Source organism: Humiphilus diazotrophicus, from assembly GCF_059726315.1.
This window is the reverse complement of the sequence record NZ_AP040870.1, coordinates 4,287,451-4,312,772: the sequence shown is the minus strand read 5'-3', so window position 1 is coordinate 4,312,772 and position 25,322 is coordinate 4,287,451. Positions and strand designations below refer to the sequence as shown.

Here is a 25,322-nt window from a genome sequence, read left to right as displayed (position 1 = left end):
GCAGAGGAGGTGACTTATGAGAAAACAGTTAGTTGTAATTCTTACGGCAGGCCTGCTGGCTCTTTGGACTCCCTATGGAAGAGCGAGTTCGGCTCTTGATCTGCCCAAACCTGGAAACTTGGAAGATCTATCGAAGACGGCAGAACTTAAGGGAGATTTGGCAAGAGTCCGCAAGGACTATGTTGCTGCCATCGACTACTATCGCACCGCTCTGCGTACCGATAAAACTAATGCCACTTTATATAACAAGCTGGGTGTCGCCGAATTAAAGCTTGGCAATATGCGTGGAGCTCGCAAAGACTTTTCACAGGCCATCAAACATGACCCCAAGCATGTAGATGCATTGAATAATCTTGGGGCGCTCAACTGCCTCGAAAGAAGGTACAAGCCAGCATCCAAGTACCTGAAACAGGCACTGGCTCTCGACGAAACCAGAGCCGTCATCCACATTAATCTTGCGGAGAGCTGGTTCGGACAGGGCAAGATCGATTGGGCCATGACGGAATATGCCCGGGCTCTCGAATTGGATCCCGATATCCTTAGTCCTCAATCGGATGGAGTCATTGCCCGAGTCAGCACTCCCGAACAACGGGCTCGCATCTCCTATTTAATCGCAAAGGCATACGCGAAACGCGGAAACATGGACGGCGCTCTCGATTATCTGAAGAGAGCCAAAGACGATCATTTCCCAGAATTAGCTAAGGTCTATTCCGATCAGGAATTTGCCGGTTTGTGGAAGGATCCGCGTTTGGCCCAGATCATCAAGCGTTAATTGCTTGCCGAGTTCTTTGCACAACACAAGGCCCAAGCAGTTCCGGACCATGATGTTGCGCAGGACCGCTATTTCAAGGCTTTTATGCGTGGTTGTTCTGCCAGCCATTCCACCAGTCATAAGGAATGGAGGCCCCCTGGCCCTTTGGCAGAATGGCCACGCCTTTTTTTGAAGTTCAGGCCCGTGTAATCACAATTCCAAGTTTTTCAAAGGGTGCTATCGCTTCATCGCTTGCACCTGAGTCAGTGATTAGCCTGTCGATTTCTCGAGTTGAACAAAGCAGATACTTACTTACTGTTCCGAGCTTGCTGTGATCGGCAACAACAACCTTCTGTTTGGAATGCCGGGCAAGACTACGCAACAGTTCAGCTTCCGCAGGATTTGTGCAGGTCAGCCCATGCCGAGCATTGATTCCATCCACCCCGATAAACATCAGATCGGCAAAGAGCATCTCTGCAGCACTGGTTGCTAGGGGTCCGATCAAGGTAAACCAGCTCCCCCGCAGATGACCACCCGTCACGATCACCTCTATATCTTTTCGAGTACTGAGTTCCATCGCGACGTTTACCGTGTTGGTAATGATGGTGATTCCACTAAGCAGCTTCAGGCTACGGACGACTTCAGTCGTTGTAGTTCCTCCGCTAAGAGCAATCGTCTGGCCGGTCTGCACCAGTTCCGCCGCAGCTCGGGCGATACGCCGTTTCTCTTCGGCAAAGCTACTTACCTTGTCCTGAAAGGAGGTGTCATGGCGAAAGGGCTCATAGAAGAGAGGCCCGATCGGAACAGCTCCACCACGAATGCGACGTAGAAGAGACCGTCCTTCCAGATCTTCAAGATCCCGCCTGATCGTCGCAATTGAGGCTTCCAGTGCCGTACAGAGTTCATCAATCGTTACCGATCCGGTCTCCTGTAAGCGACGCAGAATGAACTCCTGACGAGCAACAAGATTTTCTGTTTTGCTGGACATACAGGCCGAGCATAACAAACCGGCATACTCCCTGGTGATTTATTTTGAGCAAAAAGATCACGAAATGTGATCTAAAAAGCTTTCTAAGATCACAAAAAAGATGTAGAACAGGGATTGTTCTAAAAATCGATATCGGATGACGAGACTAGCCGCTGCCCCACCGCCTCTTCCCGGGCATGACGGTACAGTTGTCTCTCGATACAGGAGCGTGAACGGATGAAGCGACGCGATCTTCTCAAGGGGTTAACTCTCGTTACAGGCGGAACACTTTATCCAAGATCTTCCTGGTCGCTCCCCTTCCTGGGAGAAGAAAACAAAAGTCCAGCAAATTTTGTGTTGCCGATTCGTGGTTTGGCGAGGCTAAACGGGAGCCTTCGTCAGCCTCTCCAAATATCGCTACCTCAGGAATCGAAGGGTTCAACTGCCATCACAAAAATCGATGGATCGGAAGTCGATCGCAGAGCACTGAAGGAGAATGTCTTTACGGTATTCATGGCTCCGGTAAGTACTCCTCGGACGGTACACGTAACGGTCGAGTGCAACGGCCAGATAGCCGAAGCAGATGTGAAGCTCAAACCCGTTCGTAAGACTACTGTCTACATCCTGCCGCACTCCCACCACGACCTCGGCTATACCGATCTTCAAGCCGCTGTCGAAGAAAAGCAGATGCACAACATATCTCTTGGAATGGAGATAGCCAGCAAAACGGCAAACTATCCGGAAGGTGCCCGATTTGTATGGAATCTTGAAGTGCTGTGGGGAGCCGACCTGTTCTTACGTCGCCGGGCTCAGGAAGAGAGGGCAGCCCTCGTCGATGCAGTTCGAAAAGGATGGTTAAGCCCAAACGGCATGTATGCCAACGAACTCACCGGCCTGTGTCGGCCCGAAGAACTGCTGCAACTTTTTCAGTACTCCGTCGAACTCGGCAAGAGATGCAATGTAAAGATTGACTCGGCCATGTTGAGCGATGTTCCAGGCTTTACCTGGGGAACTGTAACAGCCATGGCACAAGCAGGCATTCGATACTTCTCGGCTGCGCCCAATTACTTCGATCGCATCGGAACCTTCATGGTCGAATGGCAGGACAAGCCCTTCTGGTGGATATCTCCTTCAGGACGGGAACGCGTGCTCGTATGGGTTCCCTGGACGGGTTATGCCATGTCGCACATCGTAAACAAGATGACGCCCGAGTGGGTTGGAAAATATCAAGACCGCCTGGATGAGGTCAATTTCCCCTACGACATCTCTCACATTCGGTGGTCGGGTCATGGAGACAATGCAGAACCGGATCCCGAGATATGTGAGTTCGTAAAGTCGTGGAATCAGGAATACGAATGGCCTAAGTTTGTGATCTCTTCTACCAGCAAAGCATTTGCGGCCTTTGAGCAACGCTATGGAAAGCAAATTCCAGAGAAGAGAGGTGATCTGACTCCTTACTGGGAAGACGGAGCTGGATCGTCTGCGCTGGAAACACGCATGAACCGAGTAGCCGTGGACCGTCTCACCCAGGCCGAAACACTTACAGCGATGTTGTCATCAGGGGCTTACTCTCCGGAAAAGTATCGGGAAGCGTGGCGAAACGTGCTCCTATATTCCGAGCACACCTGGGGTGCCTGGTGCAGCGTGTCGGACTCCGAGAATCCACTCACAACAAAGCAATGGGATGTAAAACGGGAGTTTGCAGTAAATGCAGAGAAGGGCTCACAGCAGCTCCTTGCTGAAGCATTTGGCAAATCGCCGGCAACTGGCAGAACTAACGTTTTCGAAGTACACAATACAAGTTCCTGGCCGCGAAGTGAAATTGTCTGTCTTTCAAAGGAACAGTCTGCTGCAGGCCAGCGCGTTATCGATGACCACGGAACTCCATTGGCCTCCCAGCGACTGTCGAGTGGAGAGCTTGCGATCTTCGTCCCCGAGGTCCCGGGATTTGGATCTGTACGGCTGCATCTTTCGGCGGGGGAAGCGCACGCTCCAGAAACTCCGGTTTCGATCAAAGAAGGCAATCTGGACAATGGCCTCATTAGTGCCAGAATAGATGCTCAAACCGGAAATCTCATCGAGCTCAAGCAACATGGAAAGTTACAAAACCTTGTCGACCTAAGCGGGGGACAGTCCCTGAATGAATATCTCTTTTTAGAGGGCAAGGATCTTTCCGCGATACAGCACAGCGGAGTTGCACAGATCACCGTCGAAGAACAGGGACCTTTGGTTGCAGTCGTGCGCATAACATCGCAGGCTCCTGGCTGCCATAGTCTGGTTCGTAAGGTCCGGCTAACTACCGGATCGGATCATATTGAATTAGTGAATCTCGTCGACAAGAAGCGCGCACCTCTCAATCCCCATCCAGGTAAAGGAGGCCCCGGCGACGATTTTGCCCAGCACCAATCGAAGGAAAGCGTGCAGTTTGCCTTTCCCTTTGCTGTTAATCAGGGTCAAATCCGGATGGATATCCCTCTGGCTGTGATGAAGCCGGAAACCGATCAACTTCCCGGTTCATGCAAAAACTGGCTGCCGGTAGGCCGCTGGATCGATGTTGCCAACGAAAAGGAAGGTGTCACCTGGGTTACCCTCGATGCGCCTTTAGTTGAGATCGGAGAAATCTCCGCAACCATGCTCGGATCGCAAACCAAACCCGACGTGTGGAGAAAGAATATAGAGCCAACACAAAAGTTCTATTCCTGGGCGATGAATAATCACTGGGGAACAAACTATCGGGCATACCAGGAGGGTGTTGTCGAATTCCGTTACGCCCTGCGTCCTCATAATGGCTACGATCCCGCGGCGGCAAGCCGACTGGCTACGGAATTATCTCAGCCTCTGCTAGTCTCTCCTGCACAGGTTGAACACTCAGCAGCGCCACTTCTTCGAGTACAACCTCAAGATGTTTTGGTTACTGCACTCAAGCCAAGTGAAGACGGCAAGGCATGGATTGTGCGTCTCTTTGGAGCCTCAGGAGAAGAACGTCGCGTTCGTCTGTCCTGGCCATCTTCCAAACCAATACGTCTTTGGATTAGCGATCTAAGCGAAGCTCCACTCAAACCACTAAAAGAAGGGCAAGAGATAGTTGTCCCGGGATGGGATCTGGTTACAATTCGGGCGGATCGCTCCTGAAAGCTCCAGATCTATTAATTAATTTAGTCGGCTCCTGACAAAGGCAATTGAAAAGAGAAGACGGAACCAACGCCCAGTTGGCTTGTCACATCGACCTGCCCACCGTGAGCATTGATAATAGCTTTTACAATTGCCAGGCCCATGCCTGTTCCCTGCACACGATATCTTTGGCTGGAGCCACGATAGAACTTATCGAAGATCAATCCCTTTTCCAGATCCTCAATACCTGGTCCTCGATCTGCAACGCTCGTTACCAACCTGTTCTTCTGCACCTCGGCGCTGACAAAGATCGGACCACTAGCCGGAGAATACTTTGCGGCATTCTCCAGCAGGTGTCTTAGCACTTTCTGAATCCATACCACGTCCATGCGGACTTTCGGCAGCGTATCAGGAATTCGAATCTCTACAGGATGTCCTTTTAGCGAGTGCCCCGATTGCTCCACAGCATTTTCAACCACCTCACGCATCGAAGCTTCCTGGAAGTTCAGTTGAATCTGTTGCGCATCGAGTTGAGCCATCTCAACCGCTTGGCCGATGAGACGATTAAGTCTGGCGCTCTCCTCATCGATCACGGCAAGCAGTTCCTGTCTTGATTCTTCTTCCTCAACCAGACCAGACCGCAAACTGGTAATCGATGCGGTAATTGCCGTCAGCGGCGTTCTTAACTCGTGAGTCACAGAATCAAGCAGTGCAGAACGCAAACGTTCACTTTCCCGAACAGCTTCGGTGTGGCTCAGCTGATCCGCAGTCACACCCCGCTCAATAGCGATGGCAATCAGACTTCCAAGTGCTTCAATCGTCTCTCTGGAAGGCAAATTCCCTTGGATACCCAAAGAGCCAATGGATTTTAATCCCAGCAACAGAGGAGATACGCATACGTCCCGGCTCTCGTCCAGAACCATCTCCGTGTGATCTGAGATTTCTTCCAATTCATCTTTTCCGATCACTCTTCGTCCATCCGGCGAGCGATAGGTTGTGTAGTTCTTACTGAGGAACACAGCTACCGATTCGTTCTGAAAGGTAGAACAGATCTGGACCGGAATGTTATTTAGCAGGTCCTCGACCCTCTCCGAAACAAGCATCTGCTGACTGAATTCATAAAGCCGTTCTACTTCCCTGCGTCTCCGATCGGCGTTGAAGGCTTCATTACGCGCCTTTTCCGAGAGGTGGCTCGCCAGAATACTGGCAATAAGAAAAGCCAGAAGCGCTACCCAGTTCTGGGTATCGGCAATTGTCAAGGTTCCAACGGGCGGAAGGAAGAAGAGATTAAAAGCCAAAGCCGCCAGGAGTGACATGAAAATTGCGTAGCGCAAACCTAAGCGATCCGCCGTAAAAAGAATTCCCAGTAAAAAAGTTAACGCCACTGTCGTAGGATTGACATGCACCAACCTGGTGTAGACAAAGACTATGCAGCCTACCACCAGAACGACAACGGCATATTGGACGAGTTGCAAAAGTCCCTTGCGGCTCACGGGGGTATTGTAATGCCTATACCTGAGCAGCAGGGGCCTGCAAAGAAAACTCCGGAAGATTGGCTGGAAAAAACTACACCGCCACGGGAAACCGGTTTGCTTAAGGTTTTTCTCGGCTATGCGCCAGGCGTGGGCAAGACCTTTAACATGCTGAGCGAAGCCATCCGCAGACACCAGCGTGGAGAAGATGTAGTCATAGGAATCGTCGAAACCCACAACCGGCCACGAACCGCTGAACTGGCAGCCATACTCGAAACAGTTCCTCGTCGCAAGATCGAGTTCCGAGGCACGTTATTCGAAGAAATGGATCTGGATGCCATTCTGGAGCGCAAGCCTCAGGTGGTCTTGGTCGACGAACTTGCTCACACCAATATTGAAGGCAGTCGCCACGGAAAGCGCTATGAAGACGTGCTGGACCTGTTGGACGCCAACATTACCGTCCTCACCACGGTAAATATCCAGCACATAGAAAGCGTGACACCAACAGTCCGCAATCTCACAGGCGTTATCATCCGCGAGACAGTTCCCGACTGGGTATTACGCCGCGCGGATGAGATCGTTGTAGCCGACCTTACGCCTGAGGCCCTTCAGACCCGCATGAACCGAGGTGACATCTATCCCTCGGAGCGTGCTGCCCAAGCTTTATCGAACTTTTTCCGGCGTGGCAACCTGATTGCTCTCAGAGAGCTTGCCCTCCAGCAGGTAACGCGAGCAGTCGATCGCAATCTCGACGAATATGTTCAGCGCAAGCATCTTGGTAGCGCGTGGTCTGTTCAGGAACGTATCGTAGTTTGCATCAGTGCAAATCCGGCGGCACAACAGCTGATCGCTCGGGGAGCACGCATGGCGGAGCGTGTAGATGGAGAACTATACGTAGTCCATGTGAAAGTAGAAGAACCGACCCCGGAACGGGCCAAGACGTTAGCCAGCAACCTTCGCTTTGCACAGAATCAAAATGCAACTATCGTCGAGCTTACAGGGAAAAGCGTGCCGCTCGCTGTTGCAGAATTTGTGAAGCAGACGCGTGCCACACAAGTCATCTTTGGGCGATCTGCGATAACGGGTCTCAAGAAATATTTGTATTACTGGGGGATCAAGCGCTTTCTGGAGCGGGCTCCCTTCACTGACGTCCACATTATCACCCAGAATTCGTAAGCTATAAAAATGCAGAACGATTCGCCATATCGGTTACTGGTTGTAGACGACGAGCCACAGATCACTCGTGTTCTCAAATCGGCCCTGACTTCTAGCGGATATGAAGTCAAGGTGGCACACAATGCCGAAGAAGCCCTGGAAACCATCATCAAATGGCCACCGGAGATGGTGATCACCGATCTCGTTATGCCGGGCATGGATGGAGTGGCTCTCTGCAAAGAGTTGCGCGCCCAATCCGATGTACCGATTCTCGTTCTCTCTGTCAGGGACCAGGATCAACAGAAGATTCAAGCCCTGGATGCCGGAGCAGACGATTATGTCACCAAACCCTTCAGCATCCAGGAACTGTTGGCAAGGGTACGTGCTCATATTCGCAGAAGAAATCTGCATAAACCTGCTACGGAAAGCACTTCTCTGACAGTGGGTGACTTCTTCATTGACCGCGACAGGCATGTCGTAGAGATCAAGAAGAAAGAAGTCCATCTGACGCCGAAGGAATTCGACCTTTTAGTGTTCATGGCCGAGAGACCGGAACGGGTCCTGACGCATCGAACTCTGTTGAGCGCTATCTGGGGCCCCTATTCTGTCGACCAACCTGAAGCTCTGCGCGTTCTGGTGGGACAATTGCGCAAGAAGATCGAGAATAGGCCGGAACCACACTACATTGTGAACGAGCCTTGGGTAGGATACCGTTTCCATCCGACAGACGATTCCGGCAATTCTTTATGACTTTTTTATGACTTCCGTACGGACTTCTTACACCAATCCGGCTTGAATAAGAAGCGGTCGCATTGCGGCCGGAGCTCTTATGGTCGGAACCAGCATTTTATTCGCAATCATTCTTCCCGGTATCGCCTTCCTGATCTACTGCTTTCTGGGGTTTGGCAGAGCTCTTAAGGATCGTGTCAATCACAACAATCACACCTCGCTCGCTGACCATGAAAACAAAATAAACAAATCCATTCGCTGCATCTTTGCAGCCAGCCTATTTGCCTCCCCGGCTTTAATGTCTGCCCAGGGAATACCTACCAACGTTCTCTCCAACGAACAGCAACAGATTCAAGCTCTACAGCAAGAAATCCGGTTATTGGAAGCCCGTATTGCAAAGCTGGAAAATCACTCCACTGCTGAAGAGAGTGCTTCAATAACGACTCAAGCAGCAGCGCTCCAAAGCGCAGTCAAAAACGCTACAAAAGATCCGGTTACTCCGGCTCCTGCCGCTCCTGTTTTTGATTCAGAAGATCGGGCAAATCTCGATTTCCTTCGGGGAACGACGCTTAACTTTGCCTTCGACGGCTATTACGCCTACAACTTCAATCATCCGAGCGATAAAACCAATCTTCTTCGCGCCTATGACGTCTCCAGCAACAGCTTCAGCATCAACCAAGCAAATATTGTTCTGGAACATGCGCCCAATCCCGCTGCGGGAAATCGTCTCGGAGTGAGACTCGACCTCCAATACGGACAGGCAACCGAAGCTCTACAAGGAAGCGCACAGAATGAGCCTCGGCCGCAGGTTTACCGCAATCTATGGCAGGCTTACGGAACCTATGTCGCTCCTATTGGAAGTGGACTGACAATCGATTTTGGGAAATGGGGAAGCTCCTTCGGGGTCGAAGGCAACTATACGAAAGATCAGATCAACTACTCTCGTTCGTACTACTTCGACTATCTCCCCTTCTACCACATGGGAATAAGAGCCACTTATAATCTGGGTACAAAGGCTTCCGTCTCCGGATGGCTCATCAATGGAACACAACAGACGGAGGACTTTAACGGCTTCAAATCCGTAGCTGTTCTCTTCAATATCAAGCCGTCCCAACGTCTCAGCTGGAACATCAACTACTGCACAGGCCAAGAACAACGCACCACGGCAACCGGAACCCCGGATGGCAGAGAACATATCTTTGACACTTACGCCACATGGACAGCAACACCCAAATTGACGCTTGTAGGCGAAGCTGACTATGTCATCAATCGTGTCAATGAACATTCCTCTCCCGCGCATGTAAGCGGAGGAGCCGCATATCTTCGCTATCAGGCAACGCCTAAATGGGCCTTTGCCGGAAGAACTGAATATCTATCGGATCGCGGCGGTTTGTTCAGTGGCAACACCCAAGCATTAAAAGAAGTAACTACAACTGCGGAATACAAATTTTCGGAAGGCTTTTTGACACGTGCCGAATGGCGTCGCGACTTTTCAAACATCCCCTATTTCGCGACACATCCGGGCGGCAGAATGAGCCAAAGCCAATCCACTGCAACGCTTGGACTGGTTTGGTGGATGGGCCGCAAACAAGGCGCGTGGTAATCGCACACTGGAGGAGGAAACACTTATGTGGGATTTCCTGATGATCTTCGCAACTGCTGCATTCTTCGTAATCGCAATTGCCTACACGTCTGCATGTGAACGGTTGAGGTAATCGATATGACGATTGGAACCGTACTACTACTCACAATCACGGTATTCCTGCTGGTTTATTTAGTATTCGCGTTACTGCGACCGGAGAAATTCTAATGACCGCAAACGGTTGGCTACAAATCCTCATCTTCTTCGGAATCATTCTCGCCTTGACCAAGCCCCTTGGCGTCTACATGGCGAAAGTCTTCTCGGGTGAAAAGACCTTTGCCGATCCAGTGTTCAATCCTCTGGAAAGGCTGCTCTATCGCTTTACGGGAATTGATGCGCAGCATGAGATGCGCTGGACCGAATACTCGGTTTCCATGCTGCTATTCAGTGCAGCAAGTATGTTTCTGACCTATGGGCTTGAGAGGCTCCAGGCATACCTGCCTTGGGCCAATCCACAAAAACTAGGTGGCGTGGCACCGGATCTGGCGTTCAATACAGCAGCATCCTTCACCACCAACACCAATTGGCAGTCCTATACGCCGGAATCCACCATGAGTTATCTCACTCAGATGCTGGGCCTGGCGACGCACAACTTCTGGTCGGCTGCGGTGGGAATTGCCCTGGCGGTGGCCTTTATTCGTGGAATCTCCAGGAAAGAGTCCAAAACACTCGGAAACTTCTGGGTCGATCTGACGAAAGCTACATTCCGAATTCTGCTCCCCATCTGCGTGATCTACGGAATAGTCCTGGTCTCTCAGGGAGTGGTGCAGAACTTCCGCTCTTACGATGTGGCTTCTATCGTGGAGCCACAAACAGTCACTACCACCGGTACAGATGGCAAGTCATCTACCTACACAGTCTCTCAGCAAACCATTGCGCAAGGACCTGTTGCTTCTCAAGAGGCAATCAAGATGCTGGGAACCAATGGCGGTGGCTTTTTCAATGCCAACAGCGCACATCCCTTTGAGAATCCGACCCCGCTATCGAATCTGCTGGAGATGCTTTCCATCTTCCTCATTCCTGCAGGACTTACGGCAACTTTAGGACGAATGACTAAGTCCCCTAAACATGGCTGGGCCGTATTTGCAGCGATGTCTGTCCTCTTCTTTGCCGGAGTAGCAGTTGCATACTGGGCAGAATCGCAACCGAATCCGCTCCTTCACGGGGTTGACCAGCAGGTAAGTATGCTGCAATCCGGTGGAAACATGGAGGGCAAAGAAGTTCGCTTCGGCATTGCCAACTCCGCACTGTTTGCAACCGTAACAACGGATGCAAGCTGTGGAGCCGTGAACTCAATGCATGATTCCTTCATGCCTCTGGGAGGACTGGTTCCTCTAGTCAACATCATGCTGGGAGAAATAGTCTTCGGCGGCGTTGGTGCGGGTATGTATGGAATCCTGATCATGGTTGTAGTCTCTGTATTCATCGCAGGGCTCATGGTTGGCCGCACACCGGAGTATCTCGGTAAAAAAATCGAAGCTTACGACGTGAAGATGGCAATGCTATATGTGCTCATCTTTCCGCTTTCGATCCTAGTCTTCACAGCTATTGCCGTTCTTCTACCGGTACATGGCCTTAGCAGCCTGACTAACGCCGGACCACACGGACTTTCCGAGATTCTCTATGCCTTCACCTCAGGCACAGGCAATAACGGATCGGCCTTTGCTGGACTGAGTGCCAATACGCATTTTTACAATCTGACATTGGCTACGGCTATGCTCCTGGGACGTTTCCTGATGATCGTGCCGATGCTGGCACTGGCCGGAAACCTTGCCACCAAGAAATTCGTTCCCGCATCGGCAGGCACCTTCCCAGTAACAACACCTCTCTTCAGCGGATTGCTGGTGAGTGTGATTCTGATTGTCGGTGCACTGACGTTCTTCCCCGTTTTAAGTCTTGGCCCAATATTGGAGCACTTGTTGCTTCATGCCGGAAAGGTCTTTTGAGGATTCCCCATGGCTACAACTATTCTTCCTGAACCACAATCTTCGGATGCTGTCCCGATGGAGCCGCAGAAGCATCGCCGTCCACTATGGGAGAAGTCGCTGGTCCGGCAAGCACTGCTGGATGCTATTCGCAAGCTGGATCCGCGCCTGATGATGCGGAATCCGGTGATGTTCATTGTTGAGATCGGCAGCGCATTAACAACACTGTTACTTATCCAGGATCTGCGAACTCATTCGCATGCTTTTCGCTTCGATCTTCAGATCAGCCTCTGGCTTTGGTTTACAGTCCTTTTTGCCAACTTCGCCGAAGCTATGGCGGAAGGCCGGGGTAAAGCACAAGCAGATACCCTCCGTCGAGCAAAGTCGGAGACGATGGCACATCGTCTGTTACCAAACGGGCAGAGTGAAAATGTAGTCAGCTCTCTGCTTCGTGTCGGCGATATCGTCAACGTCGTTGCTGGAGAGATGATTCCTGGAGACGGAGAAGTCATCGAAGGCGTTGCCTCCGTGGACGAATCCGCTATCACGGGCGAATCAGCTCCCGTTATTCGCGAATCGGGTGGTGATCGCTCAGCTGTAACCGGGGGGACACGCGTTCTCTCCGACTATCTCAAAATCAAAATCAGCTCGAATCCCGGAGAAACATTCCTGGATCGCATGATCGCTCTCGTAGAAGGCGCGGAGCGGCAAAAAACTCCGAATGAAATTGCACTCAATATTCTGTTGGCAGGATTAACCATCATCTTTCTGCTCGCAGTTGTAACCTTGCAACCCTTTGCCGTTTACTCGGGAGCGCCTCAGACAGTCTTCGTTCTGGTATCACTGCTTGTCTGCCTGATCCCGACGACGATTGGAGGACTGCTCTCTGCAATCGGAATTGCCGGAATGGATCGTCTGGTTCAACACAATGTTCTGGCAATGAGTGGACGCGCTGTCGAAGCCGCCGGAGACGTCAATACACTGCTTCTCGACAAGACCGGAACCATCACCTTCGGTAACCGTCAGGCAGCGGAATTCATTCCCGCTCCTGGTATCAGCAGCGATCAACTTGCCGATGCAGCACAGATCTCCTCGCTTCCGGACGAAACTCCAGAAGGCCGCTCGATTGTAGTTCTGGCCAAAGAGCGTTACGGACTTCGCGGACGCAACCTTGAAGAAATGGGCGCCGTATTCGTTCCCTTCAGCGCCACTACGCGCATGTCCGGAGTAAATATCGGTGCAACCATGGTCCGCAAGGGAGCCGCCGATGCAGTCTCCAAGTTTGTGGAATCCCGTGGCGGCAAGATGCCCCGCGAGGTTCGCGAAATCGTCGATAACGTAGCGCGTTCCGGTGGAACACCGCTGGTTGTCGCCAGAGATCATCAAGCACTCGGCGTGATTCATCTGAAGGACATCGTAAAGGGTGGCATGCGCGAGCGCTTTGCCCAACTGCGCGCAATGGGCATTCGCACCATCATGATTACCGGCGACAATCCGCTCACCGCCGCTGCTATCGCACGTGAAGCCGGAGTGGACGACTTCCTGGCCGAAGCCACGCCAAAAGACAAAATGGACCTCATCAAGCGCGAGCAGAGCAACGGCAAACTTGTCGCGATGACCGGAGACGGCACAAACGACGCTCCAGCACTGGCTCAGGCAGATGTAGGTGTTGCCATGAATACCGGAACGCAGGCAGCAAAGGAAGCCGGTAATATGGTCGATCTCGATTCCAATCCAACCAAGCTGATTGAGATTGTCGAGATCGGCAAGCAGCTCCTGATGACGCGTGGCGCATTGACCACCTTCTCGATTGCGAATGACGTGGCCAAGTACTTTGCGATTATTCCTGCGATGTTTGCCGGGGCGTTTCCAGTATTAAACGCACTGAACATCATGCATCTCCACACTCCGGAATCAGCCATACTCTCAGCCGTCATCTTTAATGCGCTCATCATTGTTGGACTGATTCCTCTGGCACTCAAGGGAGTGAAGTACCGTGCGATGAATGCTGCCTCGCTTCTGCAACGCAATTTGTGGCTCTACGGATTCGGCGGAATTGTCGCGCCATTCGTAGGAATCAAGATTATCGACATCCTTATCACCGCGCTTCATCTTGCCTAGGAGACCTTTATGCGCAAGAACGTAACTATATCGGTGCTTTATACGATCGTCACGGCTGTAATTCTCGGCTTGGCTTACCCGTTGCTGCTTACAGTGGTTTCTCAGGCGCTCTTTCGGGACAAAGCCAACGGTCAGCTCCTGCAACGGAACGGACAGATCATTGGCTCCCGAATCATCGGTCAGCCCTTTATTGGCTCGAAGTACTTCCATAGCCGTCCCTCCGCAGCAGGCGCGAATGGCTATGACGCCAGTTCATCCGGGGGGTCCAACCTCGGACCTACAAGCAAAAAGTACGTGGACCGTGTGACAGCCGACGTTACCACCGCTCAAGCTGCCCAGCCCGGAGCCGTGCCTGTAGACTTGGTCACAACTTCGGGTTCCGGACTCGATCCCGATATCACCCCGGCGGCGGCATACTATCAAGTTCCAAGAATCGCGAGGGAAAGACAGATACCGGAAACAGCCTTGAAAGCTCTGGTAGCAAAACATACCGAACCCCGGCAATTTGGTCTTCTCGGTGAACCTCGCGTAAATGTGCTCTTGCTGAACCTGGATCTGGATCAGAAACATTAAGCTGAAGCCTCAGGTTCCCTCCTCTTTGGGAACCCGAGGCCCTGTTGAACTTCTTACCTTCCCTCCCCCACTTCCCTATTGCCCCATGGAAGGCCCGGCAGGATATGATGAAGATTCGCATATCCGCTTCCCGGGCCATCCGTTGCGAAGGACCTTTTACAATCGGGCATAGGGACAATGAACGAAAGTAGAACCAGAAAAGTCGAGCTGTTCGATACCAGCCTGAGAGACGGGCTGCAGCAACCTAACCTGGAAATCTCTGTGCCAAATGCAGCCGTCCTCTTGCAGCGCATGGCTGCCTTCGGGGTGCAATATGCCGAGATTGGTTTTGCTGGCGCAAATCAGTTTGTAGAGGATCTCGCAGCCACGCTCAAGACCGTAGATACGGGAACCATGAAGTTGGCGCTCTTCGGCAGAACTCGCGGGCGCGATACAAAGGTGCAGGATTGGCCAGACATTCAGGCAATCCTGAATCATAAGGACAGGATCCCGGTTGCGGTCATCGTCGTTAAGTCCCGGCTGCTGGACGTGACCAAGTCCCTGGCAACCACTCCCGAAGATAACCTGTTAATGACATACGAAACGATTGCCTTCCTGCACGATAAAGGGCTGGAGGTGATCGTAGACTTCGAACATGGGATGGATGCCAACTGCGGGAGAGTCGAGTTTGGACGCTCCGGCGACAGTGACTTTAACAAACGTAGCTTGGAGTACGTCCATCAGCTGGTCAAGCAGTGCTCCGAACAGAAGGTAAGTAGGATTGTTATCTGCGATACCAACGGAGGCTCCAGCCCCGAAGAGGTATCTCTTGTCTTCGACGACCTGACAAGCTCCTATCCCGAAATGAGTTTTGGCTTTCATGGGCACACCGATCGCGGGCTTGGAGTTGCCAACTCCCGTGCAGCGATTCTCTCCGGAGCCATTCAGGTACAAGGAACGCTGCTAGGTACCGGCGAACGCTGCGGAAATGTCAATCTGACCACTGTGATCGGGAGCATGCAGCTTAAGGGAGAAGCCGAGTTTGTGCCCACAGACTCTCTCGCCGGACTCACAGGCCTTGCCCACTCCGCTTATGCAGCCTTCGGACTGGAAGTTCCTCACGGTGCGCCCATCGTGGGCCGCGGGGCATTTGGAACCTGGGCCGGAATGCACGGCAGCAGCGAGCGGAAAAATCCTGGAGCCTATCTTTGGTGCGATCCTCCCAAGGTCGGAGCGAATCCGGTTATCGGTGTTAACGCTCAGTCTGGACGCGCAAACATCATGCTGCTCTCCGAATCGCTCGGTGTTCCTCTGAATGCCGAACAGGCGCAGTTGCTCATCGATAGCAATCCGGCGATGATCGATGGCGGAGGCTATACGGTAAGTGAGATATCCTTCCGTCTGGCCTGCATGCGAGTACTCAACACGTTGAAGGAACGCTTCAGTGTGAATCGTTGGCGCGTCATCGACGAATTCGACGAAGGTGGCAAACGGGTTGTCGATGCCAAGATGTCTCTGACCATTGGAGACACCACTATCGAACATGCCTTCGCAATCGGAGCCGGCCCAGTCGATGCTTTATCGAAAGCCATGAGGCGAGAACTGATAGGTTTGTATCCGGTACTCGGAAAGATTCGCCTCGGAACCTTCAGCGTCACAGCTCTTGACGTCTCCGCTCACGATTCTGCTGCTCATGTGCGCGTCACCGTAAGCTTCCATGCCGATGGATATGAGCCATGGATTACTGCAGGCGTCAGCAGCGACTTGAACCAGGCCGCATTAATGGCCATCGTGGACGGCTTCCACTACTGGCTGCAAAAGAATCTGGATTAGTTACAATCTTCGAGAGACTAAAGATACCCACTTAGGACTTCCAGACGATTCGCATTTCTGGCGAATCGTCTGGAAGCACACAACTGTGATATCAGAAGCTACCAAGCATTAGCCTAAAACGGGCTTTCCCGGCTTCGTCAAAATTCAGCGCCAATCCTGCGGCCCCCAGCGGAGTTGGGAAAAAGACCCCCGTCGAAGTGCTTTGATGTGTCTTCCACCCCTGAGAGCCCATGTCGAAGCCTCCGGCTTCATACCAGACAGCAACTCCTGGATAAATAGAAAGCCACCGCACAGTGGGGCCATGAATAACTATCCCACCACCACCTTCCAGCATGGTATTCGCATGGAACTCTTGATACCGGAAAGCGCTTAATTGAGCTTGACCGCCCCCAGTAAACTGTTCGAAATAGTTAAGCTTCCGCCCAAAGCTGCTACCGGCCTCACTCATTGCAAATAATGCAAAGTTCTTGTTTACCGGCTGGAAGGTGCTGAAGCTATGCCGCAGATACGGATACGACTTCTCCCGGAAACTATAACCAACCGATCCTTCACTTTGTGTGCCGTGTGTCGGAAGTCCTCCGGAATCCTCCGAGTTATAGATCCATTGCATCTCAGGAGCAGCAAATCCTTCGCTCTCGGCCTTTACACCGTCTACCACCCGAGCCTTACTGTAGGAATCATAGCCAGCCCGTGCACCTACCCGAAGTTGAGCAAAGCGCCAAGTTCCAATGCCTCCATAGAAGGAGCCGCCAAAGCGATCACGCGTCTCGCTCTGGCGCTGAGGCCCAACATAGCTGTTCACGTGATAGCGCTCGATGAAGAGCCCAGGAGCAACGAAATACGGGCTACCACCAAAGGGATGATACATCTCAGCGCGAGCGCCCGGATCATATCCGATGTTCACGACACCGGCCAGACGTTCTTTATACGCTTTCTCGAAGATAGTGGTAGTCGATAGCTTCAGTTCAGCTCGCGAGGGCTCTCCAGGAGAAATCCCATAGAGAAAGCCGAGTCGGGCAAGCAGCTGATCCCCCGGCCTTTGCGGAAAGGTTACTTTATAGCCTTCCTTCTGATCAGGTCCATGCTGCCATTCATAGGAGGCCCCGGGAACAGCTGTCGCTGCAACCATTCCGATAAGCGTCTCTTCAAGCTTCTGTTCCGGAACAAGGCCATCCCCCAGCTTGCGATGAATCTCATACTCGGCATTTTTTTGGAATGTCGGATTGGCACTTACAATATTAACGACTTGCCCCTGCTTGCCGAGATGACGAATACGCCGATTGCGCGCCTCTACATACTCTTGCCACTCCTGTGGTGACAATTCAAACTTGGCTAACTCCGCACTCTTCTTTTGCGCTGCCTCATAGCCTGCTTCAATGATCCTTTTCCATTTTGCGTAATCGGTGCCGGAGAACTTCGAAGTATCGGCTTCAATTACCAGATTTGCGGATTTCAAGGATTGCCGTTCGTTTTGCAGAACAGATACAGATACAGTTTGCCGTAATACATCGGCAAGAGACTTGATCTGATCGGGCTTTGCTTGAGGAATGGAAAGGGAAACGGCAATTACAGTCTGGGCTCCCATCTGCCGCACCACATCTACCGGAATATTCTGAACAAGGCCGCCATCCACAAGAACCATGCCATCCCGCTTCACCGGAGTAAAGACTCCCGGTATCGACATCGTTGCGCGCATCGCCTGAGCAAGAGATCCCTTATCAAGCACCACACCGCTACCGCTAATAAGATCGGTAGCAACACAGCGAAAAGGTGTAGGCAGTTCGTCGAAATTGGAGAGATCCGAATACGGCAAGGTGGTACGGCTCAATAACAGTGCCAGGTTCTCACCGGGATTTAAGCCTGCCGGGAGTGAAAAGCCTTTACCGAAACGTAATGTCAGATTTCCAAATGTCCGGTTCCACTTTTGCTTATCGACCACAGGTTGATCGATGAACCGGGGATTTGCACTCAAGAGAGCATCCCAATCGGCATGTTCGATCACCGAGGTCAACTGAGAAGAATCCATCCCCGTGGCATAGAAACCGCCAATAAGCCCACCCATGCTTGTTCCGCCCACATAATCAATCGGGATGTGATGTTCTTCGAAGTAACGAATCACACCCACATGTGCTAAACCGAGCGCGCCGCCTCCGCTAAGTGCAACCCCTATTTTGGGCCTTTCCTGGTTTTGACCGTGAGCTGTAACGCCAGACTCAAGAACAACAGCGCAACACAACAAAAGGACGCGGAGCGAAGCAAGATATTTCATAGACTATTTCAGAGAGTGTAGTCTGTCCGCTACGGCTGCGTCATCACTTACCAAATAAGATTTCTGTTACTTTTGGCCCATTCCGGACATCAAATTAAGCACCAACCCTACGTGTATGAAAGATCTACTCAAAATTGATTCAGACCTTCCAACGCTACAGTCATACTTCCATAGGCTCACCCAAAGAGGATGAAAACTGCAGAAGAGGAAGGTGGCGGTCAGAAACCGCCACCACAGCCGGTTCAGAGACCGGCTGTACCATACAGTGCGTCTGCGGTAGCTTGATAGCATGCGCAGAGATGGCACGAAGGCACGAACGGGAAGGAACAAGGGCCGATGAAGGCTAGCTGTATGGTGCAGTGAAACCCAGCTTCAGCGAAGTCAAAATTCGAAACCACGCACGGTTGCCCACGAGGGAAAAGAAGCTGGACTTTACTTTGTTACGTTTCATCAAGGCGATTCGTTGCACGACCATGTCGTAAAGAAAATTGTGGAACGTCAGCATCTGCTGAAAGCCGCGCAGAAGCAGGCGTAGCAGGTCTCAAGTAGCGCCGGTCTCCGAACCGGCTGTGGTGGCGGTTTCTAACCGCCACCTTCCTGCGCTGATTTCTTCTTCTTCATCAGTTTGCTGCTTGCAAATGTAGAAACTCGAGATCTCTTCTTTCAGAAGAGATAGACTCGGATGTCTCTGCTTCTAATCAATACACTTTAACTAAATATTCGGGAAAGAGGGCTCAGCTGCCGATAAATTATCTTGGAGTTTATTCAGAGGAAAGCTCAATGACAAAAGTAGTCAAATCTCCGGGAGATCTAGTAGGAACAATCGTCTTATTAGGCTGCATTGTGGTCGCTCTGTTTCTATTCAGAATGCCGACATCCCGGTGGAGTAGAGGAACCTACAGCTCAGAAGCACGAAATGACGAACCGCAAAAATCTGTACCGGAGAAAGATCTTCACGCCGACGCCCCACACTGTTGCGGTTGGAAACCTGAATGGCAGGTCTTCAGGACCACGGGATCTGGGTCCGACAAAATCAAAACAGAATTTCTTTCCGCTGAATCAACTTCACCCGATCGTCTCGATGAATTAAAACCCAGTTATGCCACGCTAAACATATGTTTTGAACATGGCAAGATTTGTGACCAGGGAGATGATATCGGAGTTTACATCGCCGTAAATGAAGCGGTGGCACCACTCGGAAGCGATACATACCATACACGGGTGCGCCTCTGGTTCGATGACGAAAAACTCACATCTCAACTTTGGGGTATCTCAGACGATCATAAAGCCCTGTTTCCCTTTGGACACGAATTGCAGTTTGTTAAAGATTTGGAGTCCCACAACAAACTGTCCATAGAGTTCCACGATTCCGACAAAACAACGCATGTCATCGATTTCGAACTTTCGGGACTGACGCAGAAGATGTCAGACGAGAACGTAAGCTCGGCGCTCCCCAACCACGATTCGAAACCCGCACAAACATTCCGTTCAAGACGTGAGCCGGAAGAAAAGGAAAGCCCCGCGGCAGCACCCCACGTCGATCCGGGGAATCGACCTTCTGCAGGAACCGACGCTCCGGGATGTCCGGTAATAGGCTCTGGCCACTTCATCTTGGCAATCGACCATTGGCAATGGTGCAGCAATAGCGGAGCCTGCCTCGGCAGCGCTGAAACGAAGCGGTGCTTCCGATAGGTTTCGCAGGGGAAACTCTCCGTGGGAGACTTACTGCTTGGAGTATTTCGCGAAGGATAGCAACAAAGAACAACGAAATATAACAGCAATTTCGGTCGTTGCCACCATTGGTGAGGCATTGTGTCAGGGATGGCCTTCAGGCCATCCGAAAACAGTCTTCGTTAAGAGAGAAGAAACATTTTCGGTAACACATGCAACGGGAAGAACAAAGGGATTAACCTATACTCGTTTGAGCGTTTTGGTCATGGCTTGCACGAGCGAAGATACTCTCAAACAGTACCTTGCAACTATTCGGCCTGCTCAATTTTCACGCAGCATTCGTTACCGAGAATGTCTATCCATCATTAAGAGAATTGCTGCGGCTGGACTGAAGTCCAGCCCTGACACACGACCAAAGCCACTTCGCCGCAATAAACTCGCCTAACCTGTTTCATCTTCTCGCGCGCCGAAATTCAGAGCGAGTCTTGCTCCCTCGCCTGTTGAACCATCTCCACAAGGACTTTGCGTGTCTCCTGAGCGGTAGTCGCTTCATGAAGAAAGTTAATGCGTGCTCCTTTAACCCCCTCAGCAGTCTTCAGACGCAGTGAGAAACCCAGACGATCGACTGAGGTCATGGTTGCGTCGCTGGCCTCGATTTGCGCATACATTCGCGCCAACAGGATCATCGAATTACGATGATCGGCATTCATGTGTTCGAGGATTCCGGATGCAAAATCAGCCAAGGGATCGGGCGCAGCCTTTTCGTACTCCTCGTCCGCAACCCATCCCATAACGCCAAAACCGCCGACGTAATAGAGATCGACTGGCTGCAGTCGAAAAAAGTTGAAATCCGGAAAGTCCACCCAATAACGGCTGTTCTCATGACGGCGAAGATACAGCTCCCGCACAGAGGCTTTCTCGTCTTCCGGCACAAGTTCGGCATTACCGATCAGAGTCGCTCTCGCCGCGCCCAAAGGATCGCCTTCGGCATTCACCTCTCCAACGAAAAGGCTGCATCGCGGATCGTCCTTTAGATTCTGCGTATGCATCGCCATATTACTGATAAGGAAGACGGGCCGTCCGAGAGAATCTGGCGCAAAGGGCATCAGCGAACCGAAAGGAAACCCGATATGCCTTCGAGAAAGTGTCGATAAAGTGCCAATAGAAATCTGGGACAAGAGGGTACGAACACGTTCGGCATGGCTGGGTTGGGGAAGTTGCGAGAGCGCAGGACCAGTCGATGCGTGCTGACGGGATCCCGTAGTTTCATTCGACGACATAGATACCTCGCTTGGGAACCAGAATAACAACGCGGAGGATAAAAATCCTGGTATCAGGAGGCACCCAACCAACCAACGCATAGATTTTCCGTCCATTCAGCGAAGAGTTTTTCCTATGCTTCCGCCTGTTTGCTATCTGTTTTCTCCGGTTCTGTAGAATCGCGGTCTCCTAGGTCGAGAATCTCCTGCTGATATTGATCGCATTGCTTTACCTCGTCCACCAGCAGGGACTCTAGAAATTGGACATTGGCGCTGGCCTGCAATTCCTTCAGTCGAAGCTCATAGAGCCGGAACTCTTCCTGACGCAATTTCGGATAGAAGCTTGCGAGCTGTTGCAGAGCATTCAGCATCTGCCGGTAGTGCCGATTCAGGTCGCATAGATATTCGTACATCTGTACATCGATCATCGATCCTGGTCCTCGTTTGGGTTGGGACCGTCTTCCTTGTCCGCACGGATAGGCATGAGGACAGCGCGCATGTCTCCGGCGCTTTCCATGAAACAGGGAAAACGGTCGTGTATGGAATCCCGGCAGACACACCTCTCCCTAACGACGGAAGCGGGCCGTGCCAACCGGCAGAGAGAACAGGTTCGTCAGGCTATGACGATCTCTCAATAACAATTTGGACTGGGAAGGCTGCCCTGGGAGGGCTCGGCGGATACAGGATTTGCATCCGTGACAGGCGGGTATTACCTTGAAATACAGCCATGGCTGCTCCTTTGCTTGAAGGATGGTCATTGGTTAGGGGAGCAGGAGGTGTTGGTAGCACCGAATGCTCTCCGCTTCTGGGAGCTGTATCGCTTTCATACAGTCGCATCGTACCGACGACGCTAAGCTCTGCTAACTGGACTATCGAAGCTTCTGCAGGAATCCTAACAGCCGCTAACAAAGCTCTACCGGCAGGATAGGCGCGAACGTCTGTGCTGTCAATGCGGTTATGAACAGTTATCGATGGTTATACAGACGATGAATTCTGACCGTACAGAATGGATCGGACACAAAGCCATGCTGAAGGTCAACAGATACAGCCGAAGAAAAGCATCTCCAATGCAGTCCGGAATCAGGCCGCAATACAGGCTGGTTGTCCACGAATTCATCGAAAGCAGGGGATCTGGGAGAATGGCTCGGGACCTTCATCCTTCCCAAACAGCGGTCCTCGAAGAAGAGCTATTGCCGATGCCCTACAATTGCCTAGATTCGCAGCATTGGGCGTGAGCCAAGTCGCCCAATGCCGTTTCAACTGGATTTGTATCGGAGTGATGCACTTCTCATGCGAGAGTTACAAGCTTTATTGCATGAGATATTTCTTTTGACTCGATGAAAAGAGATTGGATCTATCGGAATAAAACGATTGATCAACCTCCGATAGTAAAGGTTACGGCATAATTATGCGTCTTCATGTCAAAGCTCGTGATTGTCGCGGAGCACTTCACCGGGTTGTACAGCGATGAAGCTGCATGGATCGTATAACCTCCATTTGTTGTATAGGAAGTATTGAATTTGCAGCCCTGGTCTTGGGCGGAGGTTTCATAATAGAAATTTGCTCCCGATATATCGGGATAGGAGCTGATCAACACAAAAGTGAATCTGCCTTTAGGAGCGACCGTGGTCGGGGTTGGAGAGACAATGCCTGTAAAATCGGCAGATAGAGGTTGACCACGAGTGCTAAATGGCATCGCGTAGCTGGTATCGTTTTGAATCGTGATGGTAGTCGTCATCTGCGCATGTAGAGACGCCCCAAGACTACTAAACATCGCCATTGCTACACTGATGCACATCAGCAATCTGATTTTAGACATGTAACTTCTCCCTTTCTTGATTCGGCAGAAATATAACATCAGCACCGAAGCATAGCGGTGTTACGTCCGTTTATATTTTGACATTATCAATATCAGGGGCAAAACTGCTGCAGCAATGGTGCTGACAGAGATCCGAAAACTAACATTCGACAAGAAGTTATTGGATATTAGAAAATATTAAGCATGAAACCGTAATTATCGGTCAATAACATGCTATTACCTCGATTACAGAGGAGCATATTATAGTCATGATGACCAGTATTGGTGATGCTTATACAGCGAGTGCTGCATCGGGTTTGAACGGCCGAAATTCCGCTTCGAGCGCTAACAGCAGTAAAAACGGCGCGGAGTCAGGAAACAGTGTTCAAAACGGCATAGACAGCGTCACCTTGTCGGACGAAGGACAGAGCGCTCTCTCTTCATCGCAAAGCACGGTAACTGATCCTTATGCAGGATTGACTCAAACGCAACTCCGAAAAGCATATAGCGATGTCATGGCGGAATTGACGGCTGCAAGCGATGAAGTAGGGCTAGCCAAAAATGCAGCGCAACTTCCCAGTCCCGCAACTTCAGATCGGATTGCCAGCGCACAGAGCGCCACAGCATTCATCCTGGGTAACGGCAAGAATCCGTTCAGTGACCTGTCTCGGAGCCAGTTGACAAGTATCGTATACGACCAAAGTGGCAAATATACGATTAATGAGCGCCTCGCAGCGTTATCGCAGCAACAGACGAACGACTCCGATTTTCTAACTGCTGCGTCGGATCGTTCGATGGCCACCGGTAATAACAGCTACCTTTTTGCTGCATTACTGGAACTCTATGATCACAAATCTCCCATCGAGAAAGCAGTAGTCAGCGACGCCGCGCCGATTACAGCCACAAGAGATCAGCTTTTTGAACTCTTCAACAAGGCGAAGTCAACAGATAAGAATCTTTCCGATTACGTGTCCCAGTATCCAAACGGATGGTAAAGGAAGAAACTCCGATCTGAGTGGGTTGCCCATCCAGGAGCTGTTCCTGGCGAAGAACATGAAGACTAACAAAACGACATAAATCAGGCATTCTTGGCAGGTGGAGTGAACGTAACCCAGGGTTCCGCTTCACTCCACTCCGGGCTATTTCATCTTCTCCCCCGGGAGAAAAGAACTCAGAGCGAGTCTTGCTGTTTGGCTTGTTGCACCATCTCCACAAGGACTTTGCGGGTCTCCTGCGCGGTAGTGACCTCATGAAGAAAGTTAATGCGGGCTCCTTTACCCCCCCTCAGCAGTCTTCAAACGCAACGAGAAACCCAGGCGGTCGACTGAGGTCATGGTTGCATCGCTCGCCTCGATCTGCGCATACATTCGCGCCAACAGGATCATCGAGTCTCGATGATCGGCATTCATGTGTTCGAGGATTCCGGATGCAGAATCAGCCAGGGGATCGGGCGTAGCCTTTTCGTACTCCTCGTCCGCAACCCATCCCATGACTCCAAAACCGCCGACGTAATAGAGATCGACTGGCTGTAGCCGGAAGAAGTTGAAATCCGGAAAGTCCACCCAATAACGGCTGTTCTCATGACGGCGAAGATACAGTTCTCGTACAGAGGCTTTCTCCTCTTCCGGCACAAGTTCGGCATTACCGATCAGAGTCGCTCTCGCCGCGCCCAAAGGATCGCCTTCGGCATTCACCTCTCCAACGAAAAGGCTGCATCGCGGATCGTCCTTTAGGTTCTGCGTATGCATAGCCATGTTACTGATAAGGAAGATTGGCCGTCCGAGAGAATCTGGCGCAAAAGGCATCAGCGAGCCGAAAGGAAACCCGATATGCCTTCGAGAGAGCGTCGATAGAGTGCCAATAGAAATCTGGGACAAGAGGGTGCGAACACGTTCGGCATGGCTGGGTTGGGGAAGTTGCGAGAGTGCAGGACCCGTCGATGCGTGCTGACGGAGTCCCGTAGTTTCATTCGACGACATAGATACCTCGCTTGGAGATTATGATATCGATACTTCTACAAATCCAGTTAAAAGCAGGATCATGACGCACGCCGTATCTAATTGAAAC

General features: G+C 51.5%; 19 protein-coding genes. 12 read left to right on the top strand and 7 right to left on the bottom strand.

The genetic code is table 11. The features are described from left to right. Nucleotides 1-16 precede the first annotated feature (16 nt). Nucleotides 17-772 carry a tetratricopeptide repeat protein gene (locus AC6I7T_RS18255; protein WP_497788862.1) on the top strand — a complete coding sequence of 252 codons (756 nt, stop codon included), beginning with the start codon at nt 17-19 and terminating at the stop codon, nt 770-772. A gap of 175 nt (nt 773-947) precedes the next feature. Here AC6I7T_RS18255 and AC6I7T_RS18250 read toward each other — a convergent pair whose 3' ends face one another. Then, nucleotides 948-1,739: a DeoR/GlpR family DNA-binding transcription regulator gene (locus tag AC6I7T_RS18250; RefSeq protein ID WP_497788861.1), complete on the bottom strand. Its 792-nt coding sequence runs from the start codon at nt 1,737-1,739 to the stop codon at nt 948-950. 216 nt (nt 1,740-1,955) lie between these two features. Here AC6I7T_RS18250 and AC6I7T_RS18245 point away from each other — a divergent pair, with 216 nt between their 5' ends. Then, nucleotides 1,956-4,850: a glycoside hydrolase family 38 N-terminal domain-containing protein gene (locus AC6I7T_RS18245; RefSeq protein ID WP_497788860.1), complete on the top strand. Its 2,895-nt coding sequence runs from the start codon at nt 1,956-1,958 to the stop codon at nt 4,848-4,850. Between the two features lie 23 nt (nt 4,851-4,873). Here the strand turns inward: AC6I7T_RS18245 and AC6I7T_RS18240 are convergent, their stop codons facing one another. Next, nucleotides 4,874-6,304 carry a sensor histidine kinase gene (locus AC6I7T_RS18240; RefSeq protein ID WP_497788858.1) on the bottom strand — a complete coding sequence of 477 codons (1,431 nt, stop codon included), beginning with the start codon at nt 6,302-6,304 and terminating at the stop codon, nt 4,874-4,876. Between the two features lie 30 nt (nt 6,305-6,334). On the opposite strand from AC6I7T_RS18240, the gene AC6I7T_RS18235 reads away from it, so the two are divergent. The 8 genes from AC6I7T_RS18235 (at nt 6,335) to AC6I7T_RS18200 (ending at nt 16,258) form a co-directional block, all read left to right on the top strand. After that, nucleotides 6,335-7,477, top strand: coding sequence for a universal stress protein (locus AC6I7T_RS18235; RefSeq protein WP_497788857.1), 1,143 nt, complete (start codon nt 6,335-6,337; stop codon nt 7,475-7,477). A gap of 9 nt (nt 7,478-7,486) precedes the next feature. Beyond that, nucleotides 7,487-8,206 carry a response regulator transcription factor gene (locus AC6I7T_RS18230; protein WP_497788855.1) on the top strand — a complete coding sequence of 240 codons (720 nt, stop codon included), beginning with the start codon at nt 7,487-7,489 and terminating at the stop codon, nt 8,204-8,206. A 79-nt stretch (nt 8,207-8,285) separates the two neighbouring features. Then, complete coding sequence (locus AC6I7T_RS18225; protein WP_497788854.1) at nt 8,286-9,788, top strand: porin; 1,503 nt, start codon at nt 8,286-8,288, stop codon at nt 9,786-9,788. Nucleotides 9,789-9,905: 117 nt separating this feature from the next. Then, nucleotides 9,906-9,995, top strand: coding sequence for a K(+)-transporting ATPase subunit F (gene kdpF / locus AC6I7T_RS18220; protein ID WP_497788853.1), 90 nt, complete (start codon nt 9,906-9,908; stop codon nt 9,993-9,995). After that, nucleotides 9,995-11,773, top strand: a complete 1,779-nt coding sequence (kdpA, locus tag AC6I7T_RS18215; RefSeq protein WP_497788852.1) for a potassium-transporting ATPase subunit KdpA — start codon at nt 9,995-9,997, stop codon at nt 11,771-11,773. Before kdpF ends, kdpA begins: the two co-directional genes overlap by 1 nt. A gap of 57 nt (nt 11,774-11,830) precedes the next feature. Next, on the top strand, nt 11,831-13,873 hold the full coding sequence (kdpB, locus tag AC6I7T_RS18210) for a potassium-transporting ATPase subunit KdpB (RefSeq protein WP_497794619.1): 2,043 nt from the start codon (nt 11,831-11,833) through the stop codon (nt 13,871-13,873). Nucleotides 13,874-13,882: 9 nt separating this feature from the next. Beyond that, on the top strand, nt 13,883-14,446 hold the full coding sequence (kdpC, locus tag AC6I7T_RS18205) for a potassium-transporting ATPase subunit KdpC (RefSeq protein WP_497788850.1): 564 nt from the start codon (nt 13,883-13,885) through the stop codon (nt 14,444-14,446). A 177-nt stretch (nt 14,447-14,623) separates the two neighbouring features. Beyond that, on the top strand, nt 14,624-16,258 hold the full coding sequence (locus AC6I7T_RS18200; protein ID WP_497788849.1) for a hydroxymethylglutaryl-CoA lyase-like TIM-barrel protein: 1,635 nt from the start codon (nt 14,624-14,626) through the stop codon (nt 16,256-16,258). Nucleotides 16,259-16,349: 91 nt separating this feature from the next. On the opposite strand, the gene AC6I7T_RS18195 is transcribed toward AC6I7T_RS18200, so the two are convergent. Further along, nucleotides 16,350-18,527 carry a patatin-like phospholipase family protein gene (locus tag AC6I7T_RS18195; protein WP_497788848.1) on the bottom strand — a complete coding sequence of 726 codons (2,178 nt, stop codon included), beginning with the start codon at nt 18,525-18,527 and terminating at the stop codon, nt 16,350-16,352. Between the two features lie 780 nt (nt 18,528-19,307). Here AC6I7T_RS18195 and AC6I7T_RS18190 point away from each other — a divergent pair. Beyond that, entirely contained in the window at nt 19,308-20,219 is a 912-nt protein-coding gene (locus AC6I7T_RS18190) for a hypothetical protein (RefSeq protein WP_497788847.1), read from the top strand. A 452-nt stretch (nt 20,220-20,671) separates the two neighbouring features. Here AC6I7T_RS18190 and AC6I7T_RS18185 read toward each other — a convergent pair whose 3' ends face one another. From AC6I7T_RS18185 to AC6I7T_RS18175, 3 genes are all read right to left on the bottom strand, one after another. Next, nucleotides 20,672-21,478 carry a HugZ family pyridoxamine 5'-phosphate oxidase gene (locus AC6I7T_RS18185; RefSeq protein WP_497788845.1) on the bottom strand — a complete coding sequence of 269 codons (807 nt, stop codon included), beginning with the start codon at nt 21,476-21,478 and terminating at the stop codon, nt 20,672-20,674. Between the two features lie 113 nt (nt 21,479-21,591). Beyond that, entirely contained in the window at nt 21,592-21,885 is a 294-nt protein-coding gene (locus AC6I7T_RS18180; protein ID WP_497788844.1) for a hypothetical protein, read from the bottom strand. Between the two features lie 947 nt (nt 21,886-22,832). Next, the gene (locus AC6I7T_RS18175; RefSeq protein ID WP_497788843.1) at nt 22,833-23,276 is read right to left on the bottom strand and encodes a hypothetical protein; all 444 of its coding nucleotides are present in this window, start codon (nt 23,274-23,276) and stop codon (nt 22,833-22,835) included. 248 nt (nt 23,277-23,524) lie between these two features. On the opposite strand from AC6I7T_RS18175, the gene AC6I7T_RS18170 reads away from it, so the two are divergent. After that, nucleotides 23,525-24,250 carry a hypothetical protein gene (locus AC6I7T_RS18170; protein ID WP_497788842.1) on the top strand — a complete coding sequence of 242 codons (726 nt, stop codon included), beginning with the start codon at nt 23,525-23,527 and terminating at the stop codon, nt 24,248-24,250. A 279-nt stretch (nt 24,251-24,529) separates the two neighbouring features. Here the strand turns inward: AC6I7T_RS18170 and AC6I7T_RS18165 are convergent, their stop codons facing one another. Next, nucleotides 24,530-25,234, bottom strand: a complete 705-nt coding sequence (locus tag AC6I7T_RS18165; protein WP_497788841.1) for a HugZ family pyridoxamine 5'-phosphate oxidase — start codon at nt 25,232-25,234, stop codon at nt 24,530-24,532. Nucleotides 25,235-25,322: the final 88 nt, after the last annotated feature.

What these genes read in the sequence shown, in the direction of transcription:
- AC6I7T_RS18255 (WP_497788862.1), top strand. Translation starts at nt 17, where the DNA reads ATGAGAAAACAGTTAGTTGTAATTCTTACGGCAGGCCTGCTGGCTCTT.
- AC6I7T_RS18250 (WP_497788861.1), bottom strand. Translation starts at nt 1,739, where the DNA reads ATGTCCAGCAAAACAGAAAATCTTGTTGCTCGTCAGGAGTTCATTCTG.
- AC6I7T_RS18245 (WP_497788860.1), top strand. Translation starts at nt 1,956, where the DNA reads ATGAAGCGACGCGATCTTCTCAAGGGGTTAACTCTCGTTACAGGCGGA.
- AC6I7T_RS18235 (WP_497788857.1), top strand. Translation starts at nt 6,335, where the DNA reads ATGCCTATACCTGAGCAGCAGGGGCCTGCAAAGAAAACTCCGGAAGAT.
- AC6I7T_RS18230 (WP_497788855.1), top strand. Translation starts at nt 7,487, where the DNA reads ATGCAGAACGATTCGCCATATCGGTTACTGGTTGTAGACGACGAGCCA.
- AC6I7T_RS18225 (WP_497788854.1), top strand. Translation starts at nt 8,286, where the DNA reads ATGGTCGGAACCAGCATTTTATTCGCAATCATTCTTCCCGGTATCGCC.
- kdpF (WP_497788853.1), top strand. Translation starts at nt 9,906, where the DNA reads ATGACGATTGGAACCGTACTACTACTCACAATCACGGTATTCCTGCTG.
- kdpA (WP_497788852.1), top strand. Translation starts at nt 9,995, where the DNA reads ATGACCGCAAACGGTTGGCTACAAATCCTCATCTTCTTCGGAATCATT.
- kdpB (WP_497794619.1), top strand. Translation starts at nt 11,831, where the DNA reads ATGGAGCCGCAGAAGCATCGCCGTCCACTATGGGAGAAGTCGCTGGTC.
- kdpC (WP_497788850.1), top strand. Translation starts at nt 13,883, where the DNA reads ATGCGCAAGAACGTAACTATATCGGTGCTTTATACGATCGTCACGGCT.
- AC6I7T_RS18200 (WP_497788849.1), top strand. Translation starts at nt 14,624, where the DNA reads ATGAACGAAAGTAGAACCAGAAAAGTCGAGCTGTTCGATACCAGCCTG.
- AC6I7T_RS18195 (WP_497788848.1), bottom strand. Translation starts at nt 18,527, where the DNA reads ATGAAATATCTTGCTTCGCTCCGCGTCCTTTTGTTGTGTTGCGCTGTT.
- AC6I7T_RS18190 (WP_497788847.1), top strand. Translation starts at nt 19,308, where the DNA reads ATGACAAAAGTAGTCAAATCTCCGGGAGATCTAGTAGGAACAATCGTC.
- AC6I7T_RS18185 (WP_497788845.1), bottom strand. Translation starts at nt 21,478, where the DNA reads ATGTCGTCGAATGAAACTACGGGATCCCGTCAGCACGCATCGACTGGT.
- AC6I7T_RS18180 (WP_497788844.1), bottom strand. Translation starts at nt 21,885, where the DNA reads ATGATCGATGTACAGATGTACGAATATCTATGCGACCTGAATCGGCAC.
- AC6I7T_RS18175 (WP_497788843.1), bottom strand. Translation starts at nt 23,276, where the DNA reads ATGTCTAAAATCAGATTGCTGATGTGCATCAGTGTAGCAATGGCGATG.
- AC6I7T_RS18170 (WP_497788842.1), top strand. Translation starts at nt 23,525, where the DNA reads ATGATGACCAGTATTGGTGATGCTTATACAGCGAGTGCTGCATCGGGT.
- AC6I7T_RS18165 (WP_497788841.1), bottom strand. Translation starts at nt 25,234, where the DNA reads ATGTCGTCGAATGAAACTACGGGACTCCGTCAGCACGCATCGACGGGT.